The sequence below is a fragment of the Roseinatronobacter alkalisoli genome (assembly GCF_028745735.1).
GTDB lineage: Bacteria > Pseudomonadota > Alphaproteobacteria > Rhodobacterales > Rhodobacteraceae > Roseinatronobacter > Roseinatronobacter alkalisoli.
This window is the reverse complement of record NZ_JAQZSM010000103.1, coordinates 1-1534: the sequence shown is the minus strand read 5'-3', so window position 1 is coordinate 1534 and position 1534 is coordinate 1. Positions and strand designations below refer to the sequence as shown.

General features: G+C 57.0%; 3 protein-coding genes. 2 read left to right on the top strand and 1 reads right to left on the bottom strand.

Going from position 1 to position 1534, the window contains the following annotated elements; all coding sequences use genetic code 11:
• Positions 1 to 203 precede the first annotated feature (203 nt).
• Both PUT78_RS23495 and PUT78_RS23490 read left to right on the top strand, forming a co-directional pair.
• Positions 204 to 554: an MbcA/ParS/Xre antitoxin family protein gene (locus PUT78_RS23495; protein WP_274354633.1), complete on the top strand. Its 351-nt coding sequence runs from the start codon at positions 204 to 206 to the stop codon at positions 552 to 554.
• Positions 554 to 1066 (top strand): RES family NAD+ phosphorylase, encoded by a 513-nt coding sequence (locus tag PUT78_RS23490; RefSeq protein ID WP_274354632.1) that lies wholly within the window; start codon positions 554 to 556, stop codon positions 1064 to 1066. The genes PUT78_RS23495 and PUT78_RS23490 overlap by 1 nt, the downstream gene beginning before the upstream one ends.
• A gap of 64 nt (positions 1067 to 1130) precedes the next feature.
• Here PUT78_RS23490 and PUT78_RS23485 read toward each other — a convergent pair.
• A partial coding sequence (locus PUT78_RS23485; RefSeq protein ID WP_274354631.1) for a single-stranded DNA-binding protein occupies positions 1131 to 1534 on the bottom strand: 404 nt, incomplete at its 5' end.

The window sequence follows — 1534 nt, the reverse complement described above, 5'->3', positions numbered from 1 at the left end:
ACGCCATTATCCCAAAATAGATGTGAGCCACGAACTTCACCCCGCAGATGCGTAAATTGGCGGGGGTTGCTTTTGTGGAAAAACTAACTTGACTCGAAAGGCCCTGTTACAGAAGTGACAATCAACATCTTACTCTCTCCAAACCTTGTATATCGGCAATTATTACACTATATTATGACAAAATAACCGATTGGATCTGTGCCATGCATATCACGAACTTTGCGGAAGCCGGACAGTTTGAGCCGCGCAAGATCGCCGCCGCATTGCGCACCTCGGCCGAAGAGGTCGCCATGACAGTGGGGTTGGGCAAGGATGCCCTTCAGCGGCGCACACGGATCAATTCGGACAAGACCCAACGCCGCCTGCGTGAATTGGTAGAAATCCTCAACAAGGTCGAACCACGCTTTGGCTCTGAACTCATGGCCTATGCCTGGTACCGGTCAGAACCGTTGCCGGGCTTTGATGGACGCACCGCGATGCAACTCGTCAAGGAAGGCAAGGCACAACAGGTACTGGAATATATTGACGCGGTCGATGCCGGCGTTTTCGCCTGATGCTCTTGCAAGATGGGCGCTATGCAGGACCGCTCTACCGCGCCCTGAACCCGGTCTATGCACGAGAGCCGCTATCAGGTCGCGGCGCTGCACTTCATGGCGGGCGGTTCAACCCCAAAGGCACGCCCGCGCTCTATACTGCTCTCGATCCAGCCACGGCCTTGCGAGAAGCAAATCAGGTCGGCAGCCTGCAACCGACAGTGTTGGTGTCCTACAAGGCTGACATCGGGCCAATCTTCGATACAACAGATATGGAAGCGCTCAACCAGTATGAGCTATCTTCTCAGATACTGGCTGACCCCGGTTGGCGCGCACAAATGCTTGAGGGGCGCCCAGTTCCAACACAAGATTTCGTACGAAGGCTCCTCACCGACGGCTTCGCAGGTCTGCTTACGCGCAGCTTCGCAAACGGAGCCGTCCAGAGTAACCCAAACATCGTTCTGTGGCGCTGGACTGGCGAGGACTATGCCCTCGAAGTTGTCGATGATGAGAACCGTTTGGGGCGGATGTAAGCACCCCGACACCCCGAACCCGGCGGGTTTCCCCACCGGGTCCAAGGGGGAGACCCCGTTCTTTTCAGAACGGGATCTCGTCGTCTTTGTCGACCAGCTCGGGGTTTTCACTCTCAGCCGATTTAGGGCGGCTCAGGAAGTCGACCTTCTCGGCGATGATCTCGCAGCCGTAGCGATCATTGCCTGCCGCGTCGGTCCATTTCGTGTAGTGGATGCGGCCGTGGACGAGGACTTTCATGCCCTTTTCGCAATGCTCCGCAACCGTCTTGCCCAGACCGTTGAAGCAGGTGATACGGTGCCATTCGGTGTCCATGACCCGGTAGCCGTTGTCGTCGCGCAACACGCGACCTTCCGAGAGGCGGGGGCGGGAGGTGGCGAGGCTGAAGTTGGTGATGTTGGTGCCGCCTTGGGTGGTGCGGGCTTCGGGTTTTTGGCCAATGTTGCCGGCGAGGATGACGATATTCTGCA

Bases quoted from the DNA above. Each gene is read 5' to 3' on its own strand.
- PUT78_RS23490 (WP_274354632.1), top strand. From the start codon at position 554: ATGCTCTTGCAAGATGGGCGCTATGCAGGACCGCTCTACCGCGCCCTG.
- PUT78_RS23495 (WP_274354633.1), top strand. From the start codon at position 204: ATGCATATCACGAACTTTGCGGAAGCCGGACAGTTTGAGCCGCGCAAG.